The sequence below is a fragment of the Marinobacter sp. UBA3604 genome (assembly GCF_002375325.1).
In the GTDB taxonomy this organism is placed as follows: Bacteria; Pseudomonadota; Gammaproteobacteria; order Pseudomonadales; family Oleiphilaceae; genus Marinobacter; species Marinobacter salarius.
This window is the reverse complement of record NZ_DFMB01000019.1, coordinates 13,551-33,817: the sequence shown is the minus strand read 5'-3', so window position 1 is coordinate 33,817 and position 20,267 is coordinate 13,551. Positions and strand designations below refer to the sequence as shown.

General features: G+C 55.1%; 18 protein-coding genes. 11 read left to right on the top strand and 7 right to left on the bottom strand.

What is annotated here, in order from left to right; genetic code table 11:
- Positions 1-145: 145 nt before the first annotated feature.
- The 5 genes from B2590_RS05620 to B2590_RS05600 all read left to right on the top strand — a co-directional run bounded on the left by B2590_RS05620 (position 146) and on the right by B2590_RS05600 (position 4,228).
- Positions 146-766 (top strand): glutathione S-transferase family protein, encoded by a 621-nt coding sequence (locus tag B2590_RS05620; RefSeq protein WP_104417610.1) that lies wholly within the window; start codon positions 146-148, stop codon positions 764-766.
- 62 nt (positions 767-828) lie between these two features.
- The gene (locus B2590_RS05615) at positions 829-1,497 is read left to right on the top strand and encodes a cupin domain-containing protein (RefSeq protein ID WP_104417609.1); all 669 of its coding nucleotides are present in this window, start codon (positions 829-831) and stop codon (positions 1,495-1,497) included.
- Positions 1,498-1,540: 43 nt separating this feature from the next.
- A complete protein-coding gene (locus B2590_RS05610; protein ID WP_092032748.1) occupies positions 1,541-2,107 on the top strand; it encodes a TetR/AcrR family transcriptional regulator in 567 nt (188 codons plus the stop codon).
- A gap of 144 nt (positions 2,108-2,251) precedes the next feature.
- A complete protein-coding gene (locus tag B2590_RS05605; protein WP_092032751.1) occupies positions 2,252-3,058 on the top strand; it encodes a dienelactone hydrolase family protein in 807 nt (268 codons plus the stop codon).
- Between the two features lie 84 nt (positions 3,059-3,142).
- Complete coding sequence (locus B2590_RS05600; RefSeq protein WP_092032754.1) at positions 3,143-4,228, top strand: aldo/keto reductase; 1,086 nt, start codon at positions 3,143-3,145, stop codon at positions 4,226-4,228.
- Positions 4,229-4,332: 104 nt separating this feature from the next.
- Here the strand turns inward: B2590_RS05600 and B2590_RS05595 are convergent, their stop codons facing one another.
- Genes B2590_RS05595 through B2590_RS05575 form a run of 5 tightly spaced genes read right to left on the bottom strand, consistent with a single transcriptional unit; the run spans position 4,333 to position 10,323 of the window.
- Entirely contained in the window at positions 4,333-7,371 is a 3,039-nt protein-coding gene (locus B2590_RS05595) for an efflux RND transporter permease subunit (protein ID WP_092032756.1), read from the bottom strand.
- Positions 7,368-8,420 carry an efflux RND transporter periplasmic adaptor subunit gene (locus B2590_RS05590; RefSeq protein WP_011784135.1) on the bottom strand — a complete coding sequence of 351 codons (1,053 nt, stop codon included), beginning with the start codon at positions 8,418-8,420 and terminating at the stop codon, positions 7,368-7,370. Before B2590_RS05590 ends, B2590_RS05595 begins: the two co-directional genes overlap by 4 nt.
- A 37-nt stretch (positions 8,421-8,457) precedes the next feature.
- On the bottom strand, positions 8,458-9,360 hold the full coding sequence (locus B2590_RS05585; RefSeq protein ID WP_011784136.1) for an alpha/beta fold hydrolase: 903 nt from the start codon (positions 9,358-9,360) through the stop codon (positions 8,458-8,460).
- Positions 9,350-9,841 carry a PaaI family thioesterase gene (locus B2590_RS05580; RefSeq protein ID WP_011784137.1) on the bottom strand — a complete coding sequence of 164 codons (492 nt, stop codon included), beginning with the start codon at positions 9,839-9,841 and terminating at the stop codon, positions 9,350-9,352. Before B2590_RS05580 ends, B2590_RS05585 begins: the two co-directional genes overlap by 11 nt.
- The gene (locus B2590_RS05575; RefSeq protein WP_031209883.1) at positions 9,838-10,323 is read right to left on the bottom strand and encodes a PaaI family thioesterase; all 486 of its coding nucleotides are present in this window, start codon (positions 10,321-10,323) and stop codon (positions 9,838-9,840) included. Before B2590_RS05575 ends, B2590_RS05580 begins: the two co-directional genes overlap by 4 nt.
- 258 nt (positions 10,324-10,581) lie before the next feature.
- Between B2590_RS05575 and B2590_RS05570 the strand changes: the two genes are divergently transcribed.
- Entirely contained in the window at positions 10,582-11,196 is a 615-nt protein-coding gene (locus tag B2590_RS05570; RefSeq protein WP_011784139.1) for a TetR/AcrR family transcriptional regulator, read from the top strand.
- 41 nt (positions 11,197-11,237) lie between these two features.
- Here the strand turns inward: B2590_RS05570 and B2590_RS05565 are convergent, their stop codons facing one another.
- Positions 11,238-12,308 carry an AraC family transcriptional regulator gene (locus B2590_RS05565; protein WP_011784140.1) on the bottom strand — a complete coding sequence of 357 codons (1,071 nt, stop codon included), beginning with the start codon at positions 12,306-12,308 and terminating at the stop codon, positions 11,238-11,240.
- A 129-nt stretch (positions 12,309-12,437) separates the two neighbouring features.
- On the opposite strand from B2590_RS05565, the gene B2590_RS05560 reads away from it, so the two are divergent.
- From B2590_RS05560 to B2590_RS05540, 5 genes are all read left to right on the top strand, one after another.
- The gene (locus B2590_RS05560; protein ID WP_031209878.1) at positions 12,438-12,758 is read left to right on the top strand and encodes a 2Fe-2S iron-sulfur cluster-binding protein; all 321 of its coding nucleotides are present in this window, start codon (positions 12,438-12,440) and stop codon (positions 12,756-12,758) included.
- 14 nt (positions 12,759-12,772) lie between these two features.
- Positions 12,773-14,185: a cytochrome P450 gene (locus B2590_RS05555; RefSeq protein ID WP_011784142.1), complete on the top strand. Its 1,413-nt coding sequence runs from the start codon at positions 12,773-12,775 to the stop codon at positions 14,183-14,185.
- A 73-nt stretch (positions 14,186-14,258) separates the two neighbouring features.
- Complete coding sequence (locus B2590_RS05550; RefSeq protein WP_011784143.1) at positions 14,259-15,509, top strand: NAD(P)/FAD-dependent oxidoreductase; 1,251 nt, start codon at positions 14,259-14,261, stop codon at positions 15,507-15,509.
- Positions 15,510-16,146: 637 nt separating this feature from the next.
- Positions 16,147-17,091, top strand: coding sequence for an IS5 family transposase (locus B2590_RS05545; protein ID WP_011784144.1), 945 nt, complete (start codon positions 16,147-16,149; stop codon positions 17,089-17,091).
- A 454-nt stretch (positions 17,092-17,545) separates the two neighbouring features.
- Positions 17,546-18,490 carry an IS5 family transposase gene (locus B2590_RS05540; RefSeq protein WP_011784145.1) on the top strand — a complete coding sequence of 315 codons (945 nt, stop codon included), beginning with the start codon at positions 17,546-17,548 and terminating at the stop codon, positions 18,488-18,490.
- Positions 18,491-18,630: 140 nt separating this feature from the next.
- On the opposite strand, the gene B2590_RS05535 is transcribed toward B2590_RS05540, so the two are convergent.
- Positions 18,631-20,265, bottom strand: coding sequence for a long-chain-fatty-acid--CoA ligase (locus tag B2590_RS05535; protein ID WP_036219380.1), 1,635 nt, complete (start codon positions 20,263-20,265; stop codon positions 18,631-18,633).
- Positions 20,266-20,267 lie beyond the last annotated feature (2 nt).

The following is a 20,267-nucleotide window of genomic DNA, read 5'->3' as shown; positions in this document are numbered from 1 at the left end:
AAAGGAGGGCCTGGACCGTTCTCACCGTTTGGAATGCCTTGTCAACGGTTCTAAACAAAGCAGGCTCGTCAATTTGTCTCTTGCAAACCTACCTACTGATAGGTAAATTACGTGTCGTATGCTTAATGACCAACAGAGGTAATCAATGAAAATTTACGACACTGAAGGCTTTCCCAACCCGCTACGGGTTCGCATCGCCCTGGCAGAAAAAGGCGCAACGAATAAGGTGGAATTCGTCCCGGTCGATGTCATGGGTGGGGAGCACCGTTCCGATGCGTTCAAGACGAAAAACCCGGATGCCACCGTGCCCATGCTGGAACTTGACGACGGCACCTGCATCGCCCAGTGCAATGCCATCACTGAATATATCGACGGTGTCTTTGATGGTCCGTCCCTTATGGGTACAACCCCAGCGGAGCGTGCCCGTATCGCAATGATGAATCTGCGGGCAGAAAACGGTCTGATGAATGCCGTGGGTGCCTATTTCCATCACGCGACCCCGGGGCTTGGTCCGGATCTGGAAACCTGGCAGTGTGCTGAATGGGGTAATAAACAGAAAGAAATTGCCAGCGCAACCATGGCCTACCTTGACAGCGTTCTGGCGGACAATGAGTTTCTCGCAGGCGACAGCTTCTCGGTCGCAGACATCACCGCCTTTGCCGGCCTGGGGTTTGCGGATTTCGCGAAGGTTGACATTCCCGAGTCCCTGACCAATCTCCAGGCCTGGCGCGCAAAAGTCGCAGCCCGTCCTTCAATTGCCGGGTGATCCGATACCCTCGGGTTTCATGCAAGCGCGGAAAACATGAAGGCCAAAAAGGGAGGAATATCATGGAGATTAATGCAGATTTCTCCAAACCGGTGGTTATGCATTCCGACCAGATTGAATGGCAGCCCTCGCCCATGAAAGGCGTGGAGCGGCGCATGCTGGACCGGATCGGGGAGGAAGTTGCCCGCGCCACGACCATCGTTCGTTATGCGCCGGGGAGTCATTTCTCGGCACATACCCACACCGGTGGAGAAGAATTCATCGTACTCGATGGCGTGTTCCAGGACGAGCACGGTGACTTCCCAGCGGGCAGCTATGTGCGCAACCCCCCAACCACGTCACATATTCCGGGCTCTGAAACGGGCTGCACGATATTTGTGAAACTGTGGCAGTTCGACCTGGCCGACCGGACCCAGTTGAGCAAGAATATGGAGGCCGGGCTGGGGGTCCCGGTGGGCGGCGTTGCCACCACAAAGCTGCATGAGGACGATCGTGAGATCGTGACCTACAGCCAGCTCGATGCGGGGGCGACACTGACCTCTGAGGCGCCCGGCGGAATCGAGCTGCTGGTGATCGAAGGTTCGGTCACCAGGGATGGCGAGATGCTGGCCAGGCATGACTGGCTGCGCCTCCCTGAAGGACACAGGTTGTCCGTGGCGGCCGGGGACGGCGGCGCCAAGATCTGGATGAAAACGGGGCACCTGCGATTTGCCGGGGCGCCGAGGGTATAAGCCCGGCAATAGCGGGATTGCAAAGGCAGACAGGTGGATAACCATGAACCGTGATACCAGAACAGCCCTGATGGACCTTGCCGAGCACACCGTGCGGTCACGGGGCTTTGACGGGTTCAGCTATGCGGATCTGGCTGAGGCCATCGGCATTCGAAAGGCCTCGATCCATTACCATTTCCCCACCAAGGCGAAGCTCTCCGAAGCCTTGATCGAGCGCTATCAGACCAGTCTGCAGCAGGGTCTTGCCGAGATCGAGGCAGCCCATGCCAGCGCCGGCGAGCGCCTCAAGGCACTCATTGCCCTGTATCGCGGAGCGTTGCATGATGGACAAACCGTGTGTCTGTGTGTTGCCTTTTCGACCTGCCGCGAAAGCCTGTCCGACATCGTCATTGCCAGAGTCGGCGCCGTTCGCGCAATGGTTCTGCAGTGGATTGCAGAAACCTTTGAGCTGGGGCAAAGGGATGGATCCGTCTCGGCCATCGGTGATCCGAGTGATGAAGCACCGGCGACCCTGGCGATGCTGGAAGGGGCCCACCTTGCCGCGCGCACCGAAGAAGACCCCGCCGTGTTTGATGCTGCAACGCGACTGCTGCGCGCCCGCTGCCAGTAACGACGGGACAGGAATCGCGTTTAGAGCCAGCGATTACATTCGTATCCGCGCGCCCGGAGACCTCTCCCGGGAGCTTTGGTTGATGCCTATCCGTACATAACCACTACGCAAACCGGCTCATAACGAGCGAAAAGGAGCAAACAGATGATGAGCACCCTGAAAACAGCACTGGCAGCAGCCACGCTGTCACTCACTGTTGCAAGTACGCAGGTACTGGCAGAAACGCAAACCAGAACCATCGAGTATCAAGTCGGCGACGAGACCTTCACCGGCTACATGGCCTGGGATGATGAATTCGGGCAGAAGCGTCCGGGGGTTCTGGTGGTTCATGAATGGTGGGGGCACAATGAATTCGCGCGAAATCAGGCAGAACGGCTTGCTTCCGCCGGCTATACAGCGTTTGCACTGGATATGTATGGCTCTGGCAAACAAGCCGACCACCCTGATACTGCCCAGAAATTCATGCAGGAAGCCACCAGTGACATGGACCAGGTTAAGGCACGCTTCATGAAGGCAATGGACATCCTGAAGAACCACGAAAGTGTTGATGCGTCCCGAATTGCAGCGCAGGGTTACTGCTTTGGCGGTGCCGTTGTTCTCAACATGGCGCGCATGGGTGTTGATCTGGACGGCGTTGTCAGCTTCCACGGTGCGCTCGGCAGCCCTCTCCAGGCTGAACCCGGATCCGTGAAAGCCAGGATCCAGGTTTACACAGGCGGTGCCGACAAACTGGTCCCCTCGGATCAGGTGGCGAGCCTGGTCAAAGAGATGCAGGATGCCGAAGTCGATCTGACACTGGTGAGCTTCCCCGGAGTGCTGCACTCATTTACCAACCCGGGTGCTGACAAGATCGCCGAGGAGTTCGGCATGCCGGTGGGTTATGACGAAGCGGCTGCCGCCCGCTCCTGGGATGGCGCTATGCGTTTCTATAAGGCCATCTTCGCCGAGTAACACAAGCGAATGCAAAAAAACCGAAACCGGCAGTATTTACAGTGAATTCTGGAACACCAACCGAAAAGCATGAGGAGGTGCAACATGGCAACTGAGAGTTTACCGCGGTTCAATGATGACAATCGTCCAGGCTACAAGTCGCTGGGCAACTCGGGTCTGTTCGTCTCCGAGCTGTGCCTGGGCACCATGACCTTCGGCGGTGATGAGGACATCTGGGGGCTGATCGGCCAGTTGCAGCAGGAACAGGCCGACGAACTGGTGAAGATCGCCCTGGAAGCGGGGATTAACTTTATCGATACCGCCAACATCTATGGTTTCGGCGCCAGTGAGCGCATTGTTGGCCAGTCCCTGAAGAACCTCGGCGTTCGCAGGGAAGATGTGGTGCTGGCCACCAAGGTGCTCGGCCCGATGAGCGATGGCCCCAATGCCCGTGGAGCTTCCCGTGGCCACATTATGAGCGAATGCAAGGCAAGCCTGGCGCGCCTGCAAACGGATTATATCGACCTGTATCAGATCCACGGTTTTGACCCAGCCACCCCGATCGAGGAAACTCTGGAGGCGCTGAACACCCTGGTGCAACAAGGCCATGTGCGTTATGTGGGCCTGTCCAACTGGGCCGCCTGGCAGGTAATGAAAGCCATCGGCATCACCCGGGCCCGCAACCTGTGCCCGATTATCTCCCTGCAAGCGTACTACACCCTGGTGGGGCGCGATCTGGAGCGGGATATTATTCCGATGCTGGCGTCCGAGAAGGTCGGTCTGATGGTGTGGAGCCCACTGGCCGGTGGGTATCTGTCCGGTAAATACGAGGGCCCGGACGTCTCTGAGGAAAACCGGCGTGCCAAGTTTGACTTTCCGCCCGTCAATCGTGAGCGAGGCAGCGACGTCATCAAGGTCATGCGGGAGATTGCTGACGGCAAGCAGATCGATGGCGAGCCGGTCACGGTGGCACAGATTGCCCTGGCGTGGCTGCTACACCAGAAGCCTGTATCCAGCATTATCGTTGGCGCCAAGCGGCCGGAGCAGCTGAAAGCCAATATCCAGGCAGCGCAGATCCGGTTGTCTGGCGAAGAACTTAATGCTCTCGACGAGGTGAGCCGTATACCGGAGGAGTATCCGGGCTGGATGATGAAAATGATGGCCGGGTACCGGGACTCTACCGAGTCCTGATTCCGAAACCAATCCAATCTCCACAGCGTGCTGCGCCCCGGCGGCGCAGCCGCTCAACTTGAGAAGTGGCCTATGCTGTCAACACGTAAACGTCCGTGGCTACTTCAATCTTCTATCTGTAAGCGAAACCAGAGTGCATAAAGCGCCGGCACAAACAATAGCGTGATCAGGGTGCCGACCGCTACACCGCCGATAAGGACATAAGCCAGTGGCCCCCAGAACAGGTCAAAGGTCAGAGGTACAAACGCCAGAACGGCCGCCAGGGCAGTGAGTACCACGGGGCGAGCGCGTTGGACGGCTGCCTCGACCACGGCTTCCCGAGCAGCCATCCCAGTTGTGAAGTTGTCCTGCACCTGCTGCGTCAGAATCATGGTGTTTCGCATCAGGATACCGCCCAGGCCAATGAGCCCCAACAACGCGGTAAAGCCAAAAGGTTGATTAAACAACAGCAAAGCCAGCACAGCGCCAATGAGTCCCAATGGCGCGGTGGCCAGAACGGTCAAGGTGCCGATAAATGAACGCATCTGAAGCATGATGAAAATCAGCATCAACGCCAACATCACCGGTTGTAAAGTCTGAATGGAGGCGTTGGCTTTGGCGGATTGCTCCACCGTACCGCCAATTTCAATACGATAACCGTCCGGTAACCGTTCACGCAGGCCTGCCATCGTACTCCAGATCTCTTTGGTGACATCCGGTGGCTGGGCGCCTTCCACATCCGCCTGAACGGCCAGGAAGGGGGCGCGGTTGTAACGCTTTATAACCGGTTCCTCATAACGAACCTGCCACTGCCCCAGTTGTTTTACGGAGAGTTTGCGGCCGTCGCGGGTTTTGATTTCAAGATCTTCGGGCATCATGATTTCACCGCGGGCATTACGCGCCACCAGTTGAACGCTCCTTATGCCCTGGCGTAACTCGGTAACGGCCACGCCGCGAAGCTGGAACTGGAGTTGCCGTGCAACCTCTGCCGGGGTCAGGCCCATCCAGCCCAGGTTTTCCGGGTCCAACTCAAGATAGAGCGTGGGCACACGCTCATCCCATTCGAGGTGCGGCATGACGATGTTCGGATGCCCGGTCATGAGAGTCCGAATCTGGTGCGCGATCTCTCTGAGTTGATCGGGTTCCGGACCCAACACTCGAAAACTGACCGGCCAGGCCACCGGCGGGCCGTACAGCAAACGCGTTACACGCACTCTCGCCTCAGGAAACTCACCCGCCGCGATTTTGGCCTCCAGCGTCGAGATGATGTGATCGCGCCCTTCAACGTCCTGCCCGATGGCAATCAACTTGGCAAACGCCGGGTCCGGCTGCTCGGGGTTTGCCGATACGAAGAATCTGGGTGCACCGGCACCGATGTAAGCGGACAGGCTTTTAACCTCCGGCATGTCCATCAATATCGCTTCGAGGCGTCTGACGCTTTGATCCGTGGTGGCAATAGCGCTCCCCTGCGGAGCATAGACACTGATCAGAACCTCGGGGCGATCAGAACTGGGAAAAAACTGCTTCTGTACCTGGGCTGCCATACCGAAAGCACTGAGAGCCAGTAAACCCACTGTGAGAAAAACGACGGTTTTCCGGTACCTTACACACGCTGCAATCACCCCACGCAACCGCTGATAAAAAGCGCTTTGATAAAGGTCCTGGCCAGTATGCCCGATGTAATCGGGCAATAGCTTGACGCCCAGATAAGGCGTAAAGGTGACCGCCACCCCCCAGGAAATCAGCAACGCAAAAGCCAGCACCCAGAAGATGTTACCGGTGTATTCCCCGACACCCGACTGAGCAAAGCCGATGGGGACAAAACCGGCCACTGTTACTAGCGTTCCAGACAGCATGGGCGCGGCTGTGACGCTCCAGGCATGACTGGCTGCCCGTACCCGGTCCCAGCCACTCTCCATCTTCACAATCATCATTTCAATGGCGATGATCGCATCGTCCACTAACAGGCCCAGTGCGATAATCAACGCGCCCAGGGTGATGCGGTCCAGGTTAATGCCCGCTATTTTCATCAATAAAAAGGTCAGCCCGAGAGTAACGGGAATCGCAATGCCCACCACTAAACCCGCACGCAGGCCGATCGCCAGAATACTGACGCCCATTACGACGACCAATGCCACCAGAAACTTGACCTGAAAAAGATCAACGGCCTGAGTGATGGCCTCAGCCTGGTTGGTCAGGGTCTGTATTGACATCCCCAGGGGCAGCCTGGCCTGTTCAGTGCTGACAAACTTACTGAGCCGTTCACCAAACTCCAGGCCATTTTCGCCCGCCTCCATGACGACGCCCAGGAGGATCGCATCCTCACCGCTGGAACGGACGATGTAGTTCAACGGATCTTCATAGCCCAAACGCACCTCGGCCAGATCAGACACGGTGATAACTTGGTCTCCGATACGCAGAGGTACTGAGGCGAGGCGCTCAAGGTCAGACAGGTCAATGTTGCTGCGGACATAAACCCGCGGGCCGGCAAGATCAACAAAGCCCAGAGGCTCAAGGCGATTGTTGGCCTCTATCGCCTGCAACACTTCTTCTGCCGACAAGCCGAGATTGTTGAGCCGGTCCTGATCAAACTCGAGATACACCCGCTCAGGACGCTCGGCCAGGATCTGTGCCTTTTGCAAGCCGGGTAGCCGTTGCAGGCGATCTCGTATCGCTTCTGCCTCGCGGGTCAGTTCACGCATTGGCATTCCCGGTGCTGTGAGGGCCATCAGGGAGAAATACACGTCTGAGAAATCATCGTTAACGATGGGGCCGATGACACCACGGGGGAGATTGGGGCTTTCATCGGACATGCGCTTGCGAACTTGATAGAAGAGATCGGGCATTTTTTCACTAGGCGTATAATCCTGGAACCGGATAAGCATGGTGGCCTGTCCGGGCCGAATGGTGGTTTCAACAGTGTCGAAATACGCCACTTCCTGTATTCGTTTTTCCAGGCGGTCCACCACCTGATTCCGTAGCACCTCAGGGGTTGCTCCTGGCCAAACCACAGAAACCACCATTGCCCGGACAGTGAACGCAGGGTCTTCCGCCCGACCAAGGGATGAGAACGCGTAGAAGCCCGCAACAACGGACATCAAAAGAAAAAAGAGGGTGACCGAACGCTCGCGCACTGCCAGTGCGGAAAGATTAGGCAGGCTCATTGAGCCAGCTCCCGCACCGCCATGCCAGGCGTGAGCAGGTGTGTCCCTAATGCGACGATCGGCGTAGTCGCGTTGATGTTGGCCCGGATCTGCGCATACTCCTCACCCAAATCGATAACCTCGACCGCAAGGGGGGTCACCATGCCGTCGGAGACCAACCAGACCTGCGGCGTTTCTCCTCTCTCATCAAGGGCACCCAGCGGTACACGATGGCTGGCCGTGGTTTGTTTCTGCATCAGCCGGACACTCACCACTGAACCAAGCGTTAAAGACGAAGGGTAGGGCCCCTCCAGGCTGTATCGGGCACGCCAGCTCCGGCTTCTGGCGTCGGCAGCCCCGGCAATCTCTCTCAGATTCACCGCAAGCTGTTCGCCATTGGGTAAAGGAACATAACCTTGCCGGGGCGGGTTGCTGCCCTGAGGTAAAAAGACCTCGACTTCCAGGGATTGATCTTCAGCCAGAACGGCAAGGGTTTGACCGACACCCACAACCTGGCCGGGCTCAACGATGACCTCGGTGATCACGCCTGCATTGGCGGCTTTTAGTTCCGCATATCCCAGAGCATTCTGAGCCTGCTGATTTCGTGCAGAAGCCGTTTCCACCTGGCTGCGTGCTTCACGCTCCGCCAGTTCAAGGCGTTGCAGGGTTTGTTCGCTGACAAACTGACGTCCTACCAGTTCCTGCTGTCGCTGGAGCTCATTAGTGGCAATGGCCAGGGCCGCTTCTGCACGCCTCAGATCTGCGGCGGCCCCCTCCGCGGTTGCGATAAGGTCTCGTGAATCGAGTTTGAACAGTAAGTCGCCTTTTTCCACGCGCTGACCGGGATCGATGAAACGTTGTTGAATCCGGCCGGCGATCTGAAAGGCCTGGGGAACTTCGTGGCGGCCTCGCAGGGTTCCTGAAAACCTCTGAGATGTTGGACCTGCCTCCTTCAATTCCACTGTTTTTACCCAGGGAACAGGGGGGCGGGCCTCTGGAGGCGTTTCCGCGGACTGCTGACAACCTGACAGAATGAGCAGCGAGATAAACAGGGTCAGCAGAAAGCGCATGGCAGATGTCTCGATCGGCAAGATTAAGGTGTGGATATCAGTTCTCGCGGCATCCAGATAAAGCTAGTTGCAGGATAGCATCGCGAACGATGTCCTTCTGCTCCATAGGCAGAAAATGGGTCGTGCCCTCAAGAACCCTGACGTCAGCCGAAGGCAGCAGGGCCTTCAGGCGTTTTTGTGCCTTTGGTGAGAAGGTTGACCCGCGTTCCGCGGCCAGTGCTATAACCGGGCACCGCAACTGACGAATACCGGGCCAGGGGTTGTGTTCGGTATGGGCAAAGGTGGTGCTCTCCCATTCGGGCGCACACGCCAATTGAACTTGGTCACCCTGCGGCACGAAGGCGTGTTGGACGTAGGCGTTCAGCCATGCTTCGGGCCAGGTCTTGAAGCCACCGCGGCCACGATAGTTGTCCAGCGCAGCAGCGTGCGAATCAAATACCCTGCGCCGACGTGCCGCTCCGGCGGCCAGCGACAACCGATGTGACTGACGCAGCAGCTTGGCCAGCCCCAACTTCAGGCCCTGCACCGGATCCATGATCACCGGTTCCGCCAGAATCAGACCCAGCACTTTGTCAGGCCGCCGGGCAGCGGCCATGATGCTGGTGGTGGCACCGATGGAATGGCCGGCAAGCCAGACCGGTTCGTCCAGGCATTCCAGCAGAGCGATCAGGTCGCGATAATAGGTTTCCCAGCCCCGGAATGTCGACAGGTTGGCTGCACCAACGCTGGCCCCGTGTCCTCGCATGTCCCAGGCCAGGACATTGACGTCCGTGGCGAGCTCGTCAAGCAGTGGATGGTACAGGCGGCCATGGAAACCCGTGGCATGGGCCCAGTGCAGTGTGGGTCGCGCTTTGGATTGCGGCCAGCGCCACAGTGCGATATCGGCGCCATCCGTCGCCCGGAATTCGTCGCGTTCAGGTGTGTTGTGCTTAATGTCCATGACGGTCTTCTTGTTGGGCGGCCATTGTCGGGAGCAATAACTGAACCTGACCAGTGGCGATCGGTTTTTTATCATCGCCTTGCCAGCAGGTCACCTGGACCAGGCTGGTGCGCCTGCCTTGCCGAATAATGTCGGCCCTGGCGAACGTCGATCGGGCCTTCGCGGAGCGGAGGTAATTGATGTGGCTGTCGAGAATGCGCGGGCAACGTGTCTCTGCATCCTGGCTTTGCGCAGCCACCCGCGCGGTGAGTTCGATCAGGGCTCCAAGCACGCCGCCATGGAGGGCTGGTAGCATGAAGTTGCCAATCAGCGCTTCACGACACGGCAAATGAACCAATACGCCTACATCACCGCGCTGAACCTCAAGCCCGAGGTGCTGTGCATAGGGAATGCGCTCCAGAAGAGCCTGCCAGTCAGCACATTCTTTCGCACTTTCCGCAGTGCCTGAGATTTGTGGGGCCGAATCGCCAGTCGTGCTCATGCGCTCTCCTTTCCTGGTCCACCTGCATGCAATTGCTGTCCCTGGGTGTTACGCATGAAGGTGGCGTTTGCCGTCGCTAGTAACTCGCGATTTCCCTCGCTAAGGATGTCACAATGAATAAACGCGACATCGTCCGATAAATGACGACAGGTGGCCACCGCTGACAGGGCCCGGTCGCCGATGGCAGGCCGCAAATAATCCATGCGCAGATCCAGAGTGGCAATGGGCATCAACTCCAGGGCACCCGCGAATACCGCCAAGCCTCCGGCGGAGTCTGCCAGCGAGTAAAGTACGCTGGTGCAGATTTCTTTTGTATCCTTATGGGCGAACATCCATGACTGCGGGGTTAGCCGCATACAGACCTGGCCCTGGTCTACCGAGACAACTTGCATGCCCAGATCCCTGCCGTGAGGAACCTGTTCGGTGAACTGCCACGCCGTCGTCACAGCGTCACTGTGCTGAAGTTTGTTCAGATCGTTCATCAGATCCGCCCAGTCTGACATGCATTTCGCGCAGGGGCGGAAGTGTAGAGGACCAGTGGATTGTCATAGGTCATTGCCATGGCGTTCTCTTGTGAGTAGCATTGTTTCCAAAGTTTGGTTGGTCAACCAACCAAAAGTCAACACTTTGTTAATCCAAATGGCACGGCACCGGTGTAATGGCGTGCGATCAGTGAAACGAATCGAATGATGGCTGCTCTGATGATTAATAAACGGGATTGCTCAGGAGATGGTTAAGCCATGGTTGACAGACAGATTACCCCTGCAAGCAAATTAGGCGATCAGGGTAACGTTTTGTCTAACGCCGCCCGGCTCTTTCGAGAGAAAGGTTTTGAAAGGACGTCTCTAAAGGAGATTGCCGAAGCCTGCAATATGCTGCCCGGAAGTCTGTATTATCGTTACAGCAGCAAGGAAGCGCTGCTCGTTGAGCTGATGCGTCGGGGAGTAGACCTGGTTACAACAGAGGTTGAAACCGCGTACGCCAGCTCGGACGATCCCGTGGAACGATTGCGTCTTTGTATCAACGCACATTTGCACGCCCTGCTGGTTGATTCGGATACGGTTTACGTACTTTTGTTTGAGTGGCGTTCACTGAGCGCGGAGGCCCGCGGGGACATCATCGCTTTGCGTGACCAGTATGAATCCCTTTGGGCCGAGATCATCGAAACGATGATTGAGCAAGGCGTGATTCGGAAGGATGTCAATGCTCGCCTGCTTCGCCTAATCGGCCTCGGGGCGCTCAACTGGGTCGCAACCTGGTTTGATCCGAAAGGTGTCTATACACTCGACGGCATTGGTGATTTTGTCTGGAACGTCATCATGGATGGTGTAATCAGGAAAAGTGTACGAACATAGGCACTGGCTCCCCAAGCGTAATTAGCGCCGGTTTATGTTTGTTAATCACGTGTATAGATGGTGTGTGATCTGACGTTTAGCCTGAATTGCTCAGGTGGCTGGCCAAACCAGCGTTTGAAGGCGCGTCTGAAATTGGCACTGTCGTGATAATTCATCAACGCGGCAATGGCCTCGATTGACAGTTCGCTGTCACGCAGGTATAGCGCTGCCTGCTGAGACAGAATCTCGTCACGGATTTTTCGAAAACTGCTGCCTTCATGGTTGAGTTTACGCGCCAGGGTGCGTTTGCTGATGAACAGAGAAGCAGCCGCTTCCTCTTCACTGAGCGTTCCCGGCGGCCGGGACAACATCATCTTCTTCAGCCGGGTCTGGTAGCTTGGCTTATCGGACTGAAGTTGCGCAAGCATGGCTTCACACTGTCGCATGGCCAGATGATAGTTTTCATGATTGGCAGAGGCGTTTGGTTCCCGACACAAGGCCATCGGCAAGCTGAGTTTTAATTGGCTGCAATCAAAGTGAATCTGCCCGGACAAAAAGTCCGAATACGTTGCGTGATACTCGGGTTTCGGATGGGCAAAGCATACTTCAGCCTCGCGCAAAGGGCGGCCAACCATGAACTCGCCGAATTCGAAAAGTGCCTTGACCATCGCATCCGACAGGCAACGCTGTATGTCATCGTCTAATGGCCCCAGGTACTGCAGAATACATTCCAAACGCTCACCGACTTGCTGCAAGTGCAACTGGATGAAGCTCGCGCGCGTGGGCAGGAATGTCCGAATCGCGTGTAGAGCAGTGAGGAGGTCGGGGCTGCTGTAAGCCACGAACCCCATTGCTCCGTGGGTTGCCGGAGTCATTCGTTTACCCAGCCTTAACCCAAATTCTGGCTGGCCGGACAGATCCATTGCATTACGCAGGATCTGTATCTGCTGAGCCACAGTAAGCAGTCCGTCCTCGCTCAAAAATTGCGTCACCCCAAGTCCAGTGCCCCGCAGCAGACGCGGAAGTTGTCTGGCTGTCAGATTCAGCTCACGTGCAACTAGCCGTGAGTAATTCGATGGAATATCCGGACCGGGACTTTGCAACTCCTCCATTTTCTTCCGCGCCGCCATCATTGATACCCCCCTTCCTAAAGTTTCGCCATTTTGTCTTCAAATGACCCCTGCTTGTCAAGAAATGACCTGAAAAATATGCTGGCAGACAGGCAATATCTGTCAATCATCAATGCTGGTAGGAGAACAACATTGGGCAAAGTTACGTTTATCGAACATGATCAAACTGAACATGTCGCAGAATTCAAAGCTGGTTCCTCGGTAATGCAAATCGCTGTTGATAGCGCCATTCCCGGTATCGACGGGGATTGTGGGGGGGAGTGCGCCTGCGGTACCTGCCACGTTATCGTCACGAACGAATGGTTCAGCAAGACAGGCACGCCTGGCAATGAGGAAGAACAAATGCTGTCAATGACACCGGAGCGGGCGAGCACTTCGCGCCTGGGCTGCCAGGTGGTACTGACTGATGAAATGGACGGCATGACCGTGCATTTACCCGAGTTCCAGATGTGAACACAGGAGGACGCATGCCAACACTGCCCAGAACATTTGACGACATTCAGTCCCGACTGATTAACGCCACCTCCAGGGTGGTGCCGATGCAGAGGCAAATTCAGGGACTGAAATTCTTAATGAGCGCCAAGAGGAAGACCTTCGGCCCACGCCGACCGATGCCCGAATTCGTTGAAACACCCATCCCGGACGTTAACACGCTGGCCCTTGAGGACATCGATGTCAGCAATCCGTTTTTATACCGGCAGGGTCAGTGGCGCGCCTATTTCAAACGGTTGCGTGATGAGGCGCCGGTCCATTACCAGAAGAACAGCCCTTTCGGCCCCTTCTGGTCGGTAACTCGGTTTGAAGACATCCTGTTCGTGGATAAGAGTCACGACCTGTTTTCCGCCGAGCCGCAAATCATTCTCGGTGACCCTCCGGAGGGGCTGTCGGTGGAAATGTTCATAGCGATGGATCCGCCGAAACACGATGTGCAGCGCAGCTCGGTGCAGGGAGTAGTGGCACCGAAAAACCTGAAGGAGATGGAGGGGCTGATCCGATCACGCACCGGCGATGTGCTTGACAGCCTGCCTACAGACAAACCCTTTAACTGGGTACCTGCTGTTTCCAAGGAACTCACAGGCCGCATGCTGGCGACGCTTCTGGATTTTCCTTACGAGGAACGCCACAAGCTGGTTGAGTGGTCGGACAGAATGGCAGGTGCAGCATCGGCCACCGGCGGGGAGTTTGCCGATGAAAATGCCATGTTTGACGACGCGGCAGACATGGCCCGGTCTTTCTCCAGGCTTTGGCGGGACAAGGAGGCGCGCCGCGCAGCAGGCGAGGAGCCCGGTTTCGATTTGATCAGCCTGTTGCAGAGCAACAAAGAAACGAAAGACCTGATCAATCGGCCGATGGAGTTTATCGGTAATTTGACGCTGCTCATAGTCGGCGGCAACGATACGACGCGCAACTCGATGAGTGGTGGCCTGGTGGCCATGAACGAATTCCCCAGGGAATTTGAAAAATTGAAGGCAAAACCGGAGTTGATTCCGAACATGGTGTCGGAAATCATCCGCTGGCAAACGCCGCTGGCCTATATGCGCCGAATCGCCAAGCAGGATGTCGAACTGGGCGGCCAGACCATCAAGAAGGGTGATCGAGTTGTCATGTGGTACGCGTCGGGTAACCGGGACGAGCGCAAATTTGACAACCCCGATCAGTTCATCATTGATCGCAAGGACGCACGAAACCACATGTCGTTCGGCTATGGGGTTCACCGTTGCATGGGCAACCGTCTGGCTGAACTGCAACTGCGCATCCTCTGGGAAGAAATACTCAAGCGTTTTGACAACATCGAAGTCGTCGAAGAGCCCGAGCGGGTGCAGTCCAACTTCGTGCGGGGCTATTCCAGGTTGATGGTCAAACTGACACCGAACAGTTAATTAACCGATTGACCAGGATGGCATCCGAACGTGTGGAGAGTCCAATCCCAGGGCACAGCGAAAGAGATAGCCTATGGTAAGCAAACGTAAAGAGAGGACGGTCATTGTTGGCGGTGGGCACGCAGCAGGTGCCCTCCTGACAGCCTTACTCCAAAAAAAATATCAACATGAGGTCGTTCTGGTGGGGAATGAACCTCATCCGCCCTACCATCGACCGCCGCTGTCCAAGAATTACCTGACAGGAGACGTTGATCAGGAGTCGCTGTACCTGAAACCGCGCTCGGTATACGAGAACGCAGGCCATCAGTTGCGGCTCGGTGTGCGCGTCGAACAAATTGATCGGGACAGTAGCACCATCAGCTTGTCGGATCAGAGCAGGCTGCAATACGATCGACTGGTCCTGGCCACCGGGTCACACCTTCGACACCTGAACGCGCCCGGGGCTGACTTAAATGGCATTCATTACCTGCACGACATAGCTGATTCAGAGGTACTGCGTGAACAGTTAGTTGCTGGAAAGCGCCTGGTCGTCGTGGGTGGTGGTTACATCGGCCTTGAGGTGGCGGCCAGTGCCAACAAAAAAGGTGTTAATGTCACGGTGCTAGAAGCCGCCGAACGTCTTATGCAGCGCGTTACGGGCCCGGAAATATCAGCGTTCCTTTACGACAAACACCGTGGCGCCGGCGTGGACGTACGTCTGAACACAGCGGTAACCGGCTTCGAAGCGGGCGATCAGGGGCATGTGGCTGGCGTGACGTTGGCGGACGGAAGCACCGTACCGGCCGACATCGTCCTTGTGTCGATCGGCATTATCCCGGAAACCGCTCTGGCTAAGGACGCCGGCCTGCCCTGTGATAACGGTATTATTGTTGACGAATTTACCCGTACCGAGGACCCCGCCATCTTGGCGATCGGTGACTGCACCCGGCACCGGAATCTTTTCTTCGAGAAGATGCAACGACTCGAGTCTGTCGCCAATGCTGTCGATCAGGCTCGTACAGCCGCGGCAACCCTGATGGGTGAGGAGAAACCCTATGATAGCGTTCCATGGTTCTGGTCAAACCAGTACGATGTTCGTCTGCAGATGGTAGGATTGTCGCAAAATCATGATCAGCGAGTGGTTCGAGGCACCCCCGAGGATAAAGGATTTGCCGTGTTCTATCTCCGCGAAGGCTGTGTTATTGCTGTTGACGCGGTCAACCTGCCCCTTGCTTTTTTGGTAGGCAAGACACTCGTTCAACAACGCAGAACGATCAACCCGGAACTAATAGAGGATCCGGATACTGAACTGAAATCTTTGGTGAACGGAAGGCTCCAGAGTTGAAGGCAATATGTTGCGTGGCAACCGAAGCAGCCAGTCACCGGAGTGAGCCAATAAATATGAACTTGATCCTCTTAACAATAAAAGATTGTGACTTTGCGCGACCGCTATGGGTTGAGGTGTATATCACTGAATCTTGGTTAAATCACACCAAGCACTTAATGTTTTCGGCCTCTTCTGTTGGAAGTGTCACTGTTGAAGCCGTTGGAAAGTGGCATCCAAGAACGGGCTACTCAGGGTTCAAACTGCAGGCAGTCTGTAAGTCAAACAGAGTGAGATTCAGGCTTTTTGGAGATGTAAATGGGAGGCGGGTTCTGACATCCGATATTGATATCAGGACACTTGACCAATTGAATCAAAGGTATGGCGCTAATGAAACAGTTTTTTATAGCAAGGACGTACCAGTGCTGATGGCAATCTATTACTCAACTAAACGGTTAGAGGTTTTTAAATAACGTTTGCTGGCTGCATTCAGCAACCTTTTGATCGGTGAAAAATATCTGCTGGCGTAGGCCTCAAGTTTGGGAATTCTCGAACATATGATGAAAGAAATGATTTGGGTCACTTAGGGAGACTCTGAATAAGTCCCCAAAATCAGCGATAATACGGCCGTCGTCAACCGCATAGGATCGTTGCCACCATGGATCAGATCACCTTCTCCGAAGCCGAGTACCAGACCAAAAAGCGCAAAACCCGCCGCGAGATCTTTCTGGAACGGATGGACAAGCTGATTCCGTGGAAGCAGCTGGAAAAGAAGGTAGCCCGTTATTACCCCAAGGGCCAGAACGGACGGCCTCCCTATCCTTTGTCTGCCATGCTGCGCGTTCACTGCATGCAGTTGTTCTATAACCTCAGCGATCCGGCCATGGAAGATGCATTGTACGAGATCGAATCCATGCGCCAGTTCGCTGGCCTGAAGCTCGATCGTCTGCCAGACGAAACAACGATCCTTAAGTTCCGTCATTTTCTGGAGCAGCATGGTCTCGGCAAGGTGCTGTTCAAAGAGGTGAACAAGCACCTGGAGAAAAACGGCCTGATGCTGCGTGAAGGCAGCATTGTTGATGCCACCATCATCTCTGCGTCCAGCTCCACAAAGAACAGTTCTGGCAAGCGCGATCCGGAGATGCACCAAACCCGAAAGGGCAACGAATGGCAGTTCGGCATGAAGATGCACATTGGCGTCGACGACACACTGGGCCTTATCCATAGCATCGACACCACTGCTGCCAATGTCCATGACATTGTGCCTTCCGGCAAACTGCTGCACGGTGAAGAGCGCCGAGTCTTTGGTGATGCCGGCTACCTCGGCATACAAAAGCGAGGCGAGCACAAGCACCGTAAAAATGTGTCTTGGTTCATCGCCAAGCGCCCGGGTTCACGGAAGGCCCTGAATGCTGACAAGCTGAAAGCCGAGAAAATCAAAGCCAGCATCCCCTCAAAAGTGGAACATCCGTTCCGGTACATCAAGCAGGTGTTCGGCTACAACAAGGTTCGCTATCGCGGCCTGTCGAAAAACACCAACCGGCTGCACTTGTTGGCCGCGTTCAGTAATCTGTTAATCGGTGAAAAATACCTGCTGGCATAGGGGCAGTGTGCCTATTTTCCGCCAAAATGGCGGGAAACGGGCAGAAAACATACAAATAAATGGAGAGTTGCGTCTGAATTTTCCGTTTTCTGCTGGCTCAAACGGATGCTGGTGAAAATCGACGGTTATTCAGACCTTCCTTAGCTTTCTGTAATTGGCGAGTACAATGTATGCGCCGCGAACATGATCAGTCTTTGTTCGTCATGGCATCGAACACGTTTTTGTGGCTAACTGAGACCAACGTTTTATTAACGTACTGGAAGACCGATTTGCCGATGGAGATTCTTGATAACCTGCTTCATCGATACCCCCTTCGATTTCGCAGTGTGGCAAGCCCCAATATCCTAGACACCTGACAGCTTTGTGAAGTACTGCTTTTCTAAGGAGGCTCTGAATAAGTCTCCAAAATCAGCGATAATACGGCCATCGTCAATCGCATAGGATCGTTGCCAGCATGGATCAGATCACCTTCTCCGAAGCCGAATACCAGACCAAGAAGCGCAAGACCCGTCGCGAGATCTTTCTGGAACGGATGGACAAGCTGATTCCGTGGAAGCAGTTGGAGAAGAAGGTAGCCCGTTATTACCCGAAGGGCCGGAACGGACGGCCCCCTTATCCGCTGCCTGCCATGCTGCGGGTTCACTGCATGCAGTTGTTCTATAACTTGAGCGATCCGGCCATGGAAGACGCGCTGTACGAGATCGAATCCATGCGGCACTTCGCGGGTCTGAAGCTGGACCGTTTGCCAGATGAGACGACGATTCTCAACTTCCGGCATTTCCTGGAGCAGCACGGTCTTGGCAAGGCGCTGTTTAAAGAGGTGAACAAACACCTGGAGAAAAACGGCTTGATGTTGCGTGAAGGAAGCATCGTAGATGCCACCATCATCTCTGCTCCCAGCTCCACCAAGAACCAAACTGGCAAGCGTGATCCGGAGATGCACCAGACCAGAAAGGGCAACGAATGGCACTTCGGCATGAAAATGCACATTGGTGTCGACGACACGTTCGGTCTGATTCATAGCATTGATACCACCGCTGCCAATGTTCACGACATCGTGCCCACCGACAAGCTGCTGCATGGTGAAGAGCAACGAGTCTTCGGCGACGCCGGTTACCTTGGCATTCAGAAGCGGGATGAGCATAAGCACCGCAAAAACGTCTCCTGGTTCATTGCCAAACGGCCTGGCACCCGGAAGACGCTGGATGCCGACAAACTGAAAGCAGAGAAGATCAAAGCCAGTGTTCGTGCCAAGGTCGAGCATCCCTTCCGGTACATCAAGCGGGTCTTTGGTTATGGCAAGGTCCGCTATCGCGGCCTTGCCAAGAACAGCAACCGGTTGCATTTGCTGGCCGCGTTTAGCAACCTGCTGATCGGTGAAAAATACATGCTGGCGTAGGGCCAGTGCGCCTGTTTTCCGCCAAAATGGCGGGAAACGGGCAAAAAACACACAAATAAAGGGAAAATAGTGTCTGAATCTTCGATTTTTTGCCGTTTAAACCCAAGATGGGCAAATATCAGCAGTTATTCAGACCTTCCCTAGCTTGCCGGTTTATTGACTAACACTTCCCCATATTCAGAGCGCAACTTGTTTTTTAATACTTTCCCAGTGGCATTGCGTGGCAATGCTTCCACAAAAATCACGCGATCCGGGGTCTGCCACTTGGCGACTTTTCCCTGATAATGAGCAAGAAGTTCCTCCTCCGTAATATTTGCGTCGGGTATTTTTACTGCCAACAGGATCGGTCGTTCATCCCATTTATCATGGGAGGCCGCCACCACAGCAGCTTCATTGATGGCAGAATGGCCCATTGCGATTCCCTCCAATTCGACTGTCGATATCCATTCCCCACCAGATTTAATAATATCTTTTGAGCGGTCACGTATTGTCATAAACCCATCATCATTGATCGAAGCAACATCACCTGTCTCGAACCAACCGTCTTCCTCAAGAGTCTGATTTGGCTCAAAACCAAAGTAGTCGGCTACCACCCAATGACCACGGATACGGAGATTTCCCTGAGCAACGCCATCTTCGGGCAGTTGATGGCCGTCTTCTCCCACAATTTTGAGCTGCACCCCGTAGGGAGGCCGTCCTTGGCTTTCACGGATTTTATTTCTTTCTCCTTCTAAAAGGGTATCGTGTTTCGCCAGCAGTGCATTGACGGTTCCGATCGGTGATGTTTCAGTCATTCCCCATGCATGGACAACATCTACGCCGTACTTACCACGAAACTCTGACATCATTGAGGGAGGGCAAGCGCTACCACCTATCACCGTCCGTTTGAGCGTCTTTGCCGAGGAGCCAAGCTCGTCCAAAGCCGAAAGAAGTCCCTGCCAAATCGTGGGCACACCCAGCGCAATCGTTACGCTTTCTGAATCGATAAGCTTGACCAAACTTTGTCCATCCAGGCCGGGACCAGGCAACACCAGTTTGGCTCCAACCATCGCCGTAATGTAGGGTACCCCCCACGCATTTACGTGAAACATAGGAACAACCGGCATCACCACGTCCCGTGCCGATAAATTCAGTGCGTCAGGTTGAGCAGCTACCAGCGCGTGCAGAACGGTGGAGCGGTGTGAATAGAGCACCCCTTTGGGATTTCCAGTGGTGCCCGATGTATAGCAGAGGCTTGAAGCCTGGTTTTCGGCGATTTCAGGCCAATTCGCGTTAGGCGTTCCTCGCTGGAGAAACTCTTCATAAAACAACAATCCTGGAAATTGCGCTGCAATTTCTTCGTCCGGTTCGGACATCAATACAAATTCCTCAACCGTCTCCAGTCGGTCACGGATATTTGAAACAATCGAAAGGAACGTTTTGTCAAAGAATATGGCTTTGTCTTGAGCATTGTTGATAACGTAAACGAGTTGTTCTGGAAACAGTCGCGGGTTAATGGTGTGACACACCATCCCGCCACCAGAGATGCCAAGATAACATTCCAGGTGCCCCACGTTATTCCAACAAATGGTCGCGCACCGATCCCCCTGGACATAGCCTGCCGTTCGAAGCGCCGACGCAAGTTGTCGCGACCGCCTCGAAACAGTTGCCCAGTCAGATCGACTGGGATTTCCATCCGTTCCTATCGACACAATCTCAGCGTCTCCATGGTAGCGAGCAGCATGGTCGATCAAAGAATTCACGGTGAGTTCTACGTTCATCATTTTGCCAAGCACGT